Origin of the sequence: Niastella sp. (assembly GCF_045805085.1) — a bacterium.
Lineage (GTDB): Bacteria > Bacteroidota > Bacteroidia > Chitinophagales > Chitinophagaceae > Niastella.
This window is the reverse complement of sequence record NZ_JBJMLX010000101.1, coordinates 1-6,933: the sequence shown is the minus strand read 5'-3', so window position 1 is coordinate 6,933 and position 6,933 is coordinate 1. Positions and strand designations below refer to the sequence as shown.

At 41.2% G+C, this 6,933-nt stretch carries 5 protein-coding genes and 1 pseudogene; 4 read left to right on the top strand and 2 right to left on the bottom strand.

The genetic code is table 11. The features are described 5' to 3' along the window. Nucleotides 1–316: pseudogene (locus ACJ751_RS04975) on the top strand (phosphohydrolase); the annotation flags it as partial. Between the two features lie 125 nt (nt 317–441). Here ACJ751_RS04975 and ACJ751_RS04970 read toward each other — a convergent pair. Next, complete coding sequence (locus ACJ751_RS04970; RefSeq protein ID WP_407744270.1) at nt 442–1,455, bottom strand: hypothetical protein; 1,014 nt, start codon at nt 1,453–1,455, stop codon at nt 442–444. Between the two features lie 341 nt (nt 1,456–1,796). Next, nucleotides 1,797–2,300, bottom strand: a complete 504-nt coding sequence (locus tag ACJ751_RS04965; protein ID WP_407744269.1) for a hypothetical protein — start codon at nt 2,298–2,300, stop codon at nt 1,797–1,799. Nucleotides 2,301–3,113: 813 nt separating this feature from the next. Between ACJ751_RS04965 and ACJ751_RS04960 the strand changes: the two genes are divergently transcribed. The 3 genes from ACJ751_RS04960 to ACJ751_RS04950 all read left to right on the top strand — a co-directional run bounded on the left by ACJ751_RS04960 (nt 3,114) and on the right by ACJ751_RS04950 (nt 6,838). Further along, on the top strand, nt 3,114–3,350 hold the full coding sequence (locus ACJ751_RS04960) for a hypothetical protein (RefSeq protein ID WP_407744268.1): 237 nt from the start codon (nt 3,114–3,116) through the stop codon (nt 3,348–3,350). A gap of 359 nt (nt 3,351–3,709) precedes the next feature. Then, nucleotides 3,710–5,365: an ArnT family glycosyltransferase gene (locus ACJ751_RS04955; protein ID WP_407744267.1), complete on the top strand. Its 1,656-nt coding sequence runs from the start codon at nt 3,710–3,712 to the stop codon at nt 5,363–5,365. 429 nt (nt 5,366–5,794) lie between these two features. Continuing rightward, on the top strand, nt 5,795–6,838 hold the full coding sequence (locus tag ACJ751_RS04950) for a T9SS type A sorting domain-containing protein (RefSeq protein ID WP_407744266.1): 1,044 nt from the start codon (nt 5,795–5,797) through the stop codon (nt 6,836–6,838). Nucleotides 6,839–6,933: the final 95 nt, after the last annotated feature.

Sequence of the window (6,933 nt, the reverse complement as noted above, 5' to 3'; positions counted from 1 at the left end):
TGTAGCCATCAACATCATTGAAAATATCAGCAACAACATAATGGCCACCAAAATGCCGGTAAGTCCGCATACGTTATCGGAAAAAATTATATGCGATGCAGATATGTATCATCTCGGCACCGATGAATTTTTCACCCATAATCAACTGGTAAAAGAAGAACTGGAAGCAAGGCTGCAAAAACCAATGGAAAACTGGCGCAAAAGTTCCCTCTCCTTCCTGAGTACCCACCATTATTTTACAACTTACTGCCAGGAGCTGCTTAATGCGGGGAAACAAAAGAATCTTCAAAAACTGATTGAGCAACATGTTGAGTAATGTATTTTTAGCTAAAAAAATACAGGATCATAAAAAACCTTAAAAGAGCCGCCCGACTTTTTCGGAACGGCCTTTTACTCTCTATAATCATGTATCCTTAAACAAAACTGTTCAGCCAATAACTACTACCAAAGACCACCGGTATTGATCCACTTGCCTGAGGCATCAGTGGCGCCAATAAAGGTAGAAGTAACAGTACCATTCACCTCAACACTCCAGGTAGGTGGCATAGCGCCTACTACATCGGCAATAACCAATGGCACATCGATATTCTCGCGGGTAGAAGGTCTTGAGTCGGTGATATTGAAGGTAGGTCCCTGAATATAGGTGCTCAAACGGCTCATGCCCGGCAATGTGCAGGTACCGGATACCGCTACGCTTTCAGATCTTTCTTCACTGGCGTTTGGATTCCAGTCGCAACAGCCTCTCCATTCCATTTTCAACCGAAGGATCACATACGCCCTGTACAATTGGATGCCAGGTAAAGAAGGATCGGTATAGGGATCAACCCGGCCATATACTTCATGAACGTATTTCCGGTTGCTGCCTACCATGCCCTGACCGCTAACAGCGCTTATAGGAAAAAACACATATTGGTTACGCGCATCCAGGCCACCGTTACCAAGGTCAACCCGCGCATTTTCTTTTGTAAATGTGATAGCAGCATACGGAGAAACTTTTTGGATCTGTGCCGGATCTTTTTTGATGGTCTCCAGGTTTGCTTCCTCGCTGGCTGGGATCCAGTACTTGTTACCATTATGATACCAGATGATCTCATCCCCGATCTTCACCTCTCCTTTATCATTTAATGTTGCGAGAAAACCTGCAGGAAATTCGAATTTATTAAGATCAGCCAGTGTGGTAGACAGACCTGGGTCCTTGTCGGATTTCTTGTACGAAGCCTGCAGGGCAGCGTAGAGGGAATTAAAGCCTGCTTTAACAGAGGTTTCCGTTTTCACGGTTTCAATGTAATTGTAGTAATCCTTGTTTGTTTTGAAAGCCAGACGGCCGTTTTCTACTTTAACGGCTCCATCTGTTTGTTTTTCAATGGCAGCCTGTTCTCCATTTTTTTTACAGGCATTAAAAGTCACGGCGAAGCCGGCCAACAGCAATGCTGTCAGAACGAGTGTCCTTTTCATAAGCTTTATTTTTAATTAAGAAAAAACATAGGGTATCATCACCATGAAAGAATGGCGATTTACACTACAGGCAACAAGCCAGTGTTTACGTGATTTGCAAAAAGATTTTGCTGAACGATAGCGATTATCTTACGCCGTATGGAATGATCTTATTATAGAAGCTAACAGGTGTGACGTGTGTTCATTGAAATGGAGCAGTAAAAGTAAATGGATATTTTATTCAAAACAAAATCCGGGATGTATATTTTTTGTTTCAATAAATATTCACCTATATATTTTCGTTAGTGTTATTAACTCATTAAAACAATATTAAAATAAAAAGGCCCCAAATTGGTGCGCTGTTAATCGTCGTCATCATCAATGTTCTTATCGTCCTCATGAATGGAGACCAGGGAATGGCGAAAGACATCTTCTTCTACATGGTGAATTTGACAATATTTTTCGATTGACACATGTGCTCTTGCAGGCAATTCCTTTTCTTTCCTTACTTTCCTCAGCATCGCCCTCGCCGTATTTATGTGAATATCATAAATCTGCGCTACCTCATAAGGACGTACGATGCACCGGTAAAGGCCCTTTCTTTTATACATGGCTTCGCCAAGAGGATTCAGCTCATCATATAGGGATAGCGGCATATGGATTATTATACCCTGTCGGGGTTCTTTCTTTACCTCATATTTGTCCCGAAGCGGTTTGTCTGTATAATCAGCCTCTATTACCTGGATAGGTGGAGGTGGGTTCTCCCTTTTCAGGGAGGCGAGGAAGACCTGCACCAATATATCGTCGATATGCATGTAATCACAAAACTCCGACAAGCGTACCGAGTGCGTCGATCCTTTACGCAACTTCCTCCGAATTTTATTTAATAATTCACAAGACCTTGAATAGTTGTAGTCAGTAATCTTTATGACATCTTCCTCACTAACAGTAAGGGTAAGCAGTTGGTCAGGATAAAAATAAGTGACAAAGATCAAATGTTTGTTCCATCATTACATCCCGCAAGAAAGGACTTCTATTAATTTCATCACGTTCTTCCTGTGATAACATAACAGCACACGTTTAAGAGTTAAAATAGATTGTTTTAGTGTGCTAACTAATCAGTGTGAGCCAAAACGATAACCTAAATGAGTACTTGAAAATACGATATTTTGTAATCAGGCAAAAAATATTCCGCATCATGTAACTCAAACACAAATCAAGCTATTTACCTTGTAATACATTGGGTCCTCTTTTTCTAAAGAATTGTTTTCCAGGCAAAATGAGTATTTTTCTCACGAAGAATGATATCGTTTGCAATAGGACTTGCATTTTTTTTAATAGAACGAATACATTTTCAATTGAAATGTTCTTATTCTAACGAAGAATGATACTGTTTACACAAACAATGGTATTTTTCTCAGCAGGAATGATGTTATTTATAGACGAAAGATCACTGCTTTTTCAGAAAAATGTCACTGTTTCACGCAAACCTGAAAACTTTTAATTAAACAGGTATTGTTTGCAATAGGAAAAAACTTTTTTCGACAGAAATGAGCATGTCCTAAATTAAACAGAAGTTGTTTCAAAAAAAAAGATCCCGCTTTCACGAAAAACAATCCTGTTTAATTGCAAACCGATGCTAAGGGAGGATTTCCAAGCGATTGAGAGTAAAACGAAAAATGCCTTTTTCTCCCGCCGTACGTTTGTGTTGTAAAGCGAAAGCAGCGATGTATAACCGATCTATTGTGTACTGGAAGCAATTAAACAAATCCGTGTTGAACGGCGCACAACAAACGAAAGCAGGTTTACAATTAATGATCATTGTAACTGCTAACCGGCAAACAGGAAGCGTGGTTGCAATTGGCCGCAAAGGTCAAAAGGCGTATTCGCCGGTTGTTTCCCGATCGATACAGTAATCGGTCAAGACATATTGTAATAGTTAGCCCCCGACAGAAACGTCGGGGGTTGTTTTATGTAAACCACTTACTTAACAGTCTCGAAGACAACGCCTTTTTGACCGGATCATAAACTTCAGAAGATCTTCAGAAAGAGATAACCCGGGGTTAACAAACAAAACTCGGTTTTGTTGCATCATACTTATATTTTTGATTGGCGAAGGTTGGCCATATGACATATTGATGAGATATAAATTCAAACTGTTAACGCACAAGCCACTGGATCCAATACAAAAAACTTTAGATACACTTCATTAAACCGCTATTCTTTATCCTTCCTGAGTTTTGATTATTTTCTGAAGATTTAATCCAATATACGCTTGAAAAATTACACCCTGATTCTTTTGATCGCCGTTGTAGCGGCCCTGTTTTTTATTCCATTTCTCGGACACGTGCATTTATTTGATTGGGACGAAATAAACTTTGCCGAATGTTCCAGGGAAATGCTAAAGCTTAATGATTATACCCGGATACATATAGATTTCAAGCCTTTCTGGGAAAAGCCCCCTCTATATTTCTGGATGCAGAGCACTGTCATGAAATGGTTTGGCGTAACAGAATTCGCAGCCCGTTTTCCTAATGCTATCTGCGGTATCGTAACCCTGGTCGTAGTTTTCTCTATAGGCAGGCGCATCTACGATACCAGCTTTGGCATTCTCTGGGCGCTGGCCTATGGCGGCTCGCTTTTCCCCAATATGTATTTCAAATCGGGGATCATCGATCCCTGGTTCAATCTTTTTATCTTTCTTTCTCTTTATTATTTTATCCTGTATCATTGGAAAAAGAACGGTTTCGATAAAGATGGGCTTACAAAACCACTATATTTTTATGTGCTGTGGTCCGGATTGTTTATGGGGCTGGCCATACTTACAAAAGGTCCGGTAGCCCTTATGCTATTCTTACTGGTATTGGGCGTATACCTGATCTATAACCGCTTTAAGCTATATTTCAACTGGTGGCATGCCATTCTTTTTCTGGTTACTTCTTTCGCGGTATTGTCCACCTGGTACGTCTATGAAACGATCAGCCAGGGGCCCTGGTTTATCATTGAATTCCTGAAATATCAATACCGCCTGTTTACAACTCACGATGCAGACCAGGCCGGCTTTTGGGGTTATCATTACATCGTGCTTCTGGTGGGATGTTTCCCAGCCTCCATTCTGGCCTTTCCGGCTTTTTTTAGTAAACAATACAGCAGCCGTTTTGATAAAGACTTTAAAAAATGGATGACTTTTTTGTTCTGGGTAGTGACCATCCTGTTCACTATCGTTCAGTCGCGTATTATTCACTACTCCTCGCTGGCATGGTTTCCCGTTACCTTCCTGGCAGCCTATTCCATTTATAAATGGGAGCTTAAAATGGCAGTTTATAAAAAATACGTCGGCGTGTTCCTTGGCATTCTGGGAGGTATTATTTCTCTGCTGATCCTGGGAGTAGCCGTTATTGGGCTAAAAGTTAAATTGCTGGCTCCTTATGTGGATGATGTGTTCGCAAAAGCTAACATGGAAGCGAATGTGCATTGGGGTGGCTGGGAAGGCATCGTCGGTATCCTGCTGGTCGTTTCACTGATTATTGGTATAAGAAAATTGAAACGAGGTCAGTTTTACAGGGCTGCTTTTACCCTCTTTGGCGCCATGGCCATCGTTGTGTTCCTGGCATCGGCCATCATTGTTCCGAAAGTAGAGCAGTATTCCCAGGCTGCGAGTATTGATTTCTTCATTGCCCGCCAGGGTGAAGATTGTTATGTTCATTGCCTGGGCTTTAAAAGCTATGGCGTCTTGTTTTATACTATGAAAGAAAAGCCCACCAACCCGAATAGCTATAACGAAGAATGGCTGATATCGGGAAATATAGACAAACCTGTTTATTTCGTGACGAAAATAGATCGGGTGCAGAACTATAAATTTCCGCAGTTAAAAGAATTGTATCGAAAAAATGGCTTTGTGTTTTTGAAGAGGGAACCGCCTGCCCGGTAGGGGGATACAGTAATCGATCAAGACATATTGTAATAGTTAGCCCCCGACAGAAACGTCGGGGGTTGTTTTTTATAACTTATTGCCCCGGGAATGTAAAATGTATGGCTGCAATGGCAAACCCTTAGATTTTATACCAGTAAATTTATAGGCCGGCAAATTGGGGATTATCCGCGAACAAACATTGAACTTTGTATAGTAGTTTTGCTCATTATCCAATTTGTTTTGAATACACTTGCATTTTAAAATAATATTATCTAAATTTATAATAGACTCTCTGATCAGCAATTCATTGAAATTCACGCCAAATATTTCCGTACCAACATCCTTTTGAATTCCTCAATTTAATTTTAGCCAGTTACAATGCCATTTAGTCTATCTCACTGTTGAGGTACCCTTGACTATTTGTTCATTTTAAAAATCCCGATTAAGATGAAAAAGATGTACTCTTTTGTCATGGTATCTTTTATTGCCCTTACCGCACATACTCAATTGGTGCTGAATGAAAATTTTACCGGCTATGCCAATGGAACCCTCAAAGGCCAGGGCAGGTGGGTGGATGAGAATTCCGGTAATGAGGTTATTGTAAATAATGCCCTCCCGTTGCAGTATTTCATCTATCCGTGCGGCGGACAATATATCAGTACAGATCATATAGATGGTAAAGACCCTTATAAGCCATTTTCGGCAAGGATCCAGACAACAACCAGCAAAACTGTTTTTATGAGTTTTGCTGTTCGCATAAACGAAGTGCTAAGCAATGCAGGTTTCTTTTACGTGGCGCTACGGGATACTAATTCTTTAACACCCTACATTGCCTGCAGTTTTTTTGTGCAAAAAGAACCAGGTGCGGGTAATGAGCTCCAGTTCGGCATTGCAGAAGGTATAAGTACTGCTTCTTTTACTACTACTGATGCCCGGTATCTCAGCGGCGAAACCTATTTAATAGTAATACGCTACGATATTGTGAACGGCGGTCCCGATAAGGCTTACCTGTGGGTGAATCCCTCCACCGTTTCAGAGCCGGCAACCGGTTCAAAATGTAATGCTTCCTTTGCCCTAAGCACTACCGGTGAAGTACCCTATGGCGGTGAATGGAATGCCCTGCAGGTCTTTCAAAGCAGTAACAATACACCTGCAGCAGACCTCGATGGGTTCAGGGTGGCAGAAGGAATAACATCTGCGCTTGCCTGGGATTCCCTGGGCATTCAAACTGCTGCGCTGCCTGTTGAACGCACTTCTTTGGCACTGTCGCCAAACCCTGTATTAAATAAGCTGAAGGTCGATTATCCCCTGCTGGGAAATGATGCACATATTCAGATACTGAATGTGCAGGGTATGCTCATGAAAGACCTGCAATTACCAGCCCACACCAACGTCTCCACTATTGATATGAGTAGTTTTGCAAGCGGATTGTATTACATTTTATATAAAACCGCAGGAAATGAGGTGGTGAAAAAAGTTTTGAAACTATAATTCATCCGATATCTGCTTCCCTATAATTTTCTCCCATATTCCAGCAACATAAAGGTGCCGGGGATAATAGTAGGTCTTGGTTTTGGATTTGCTGC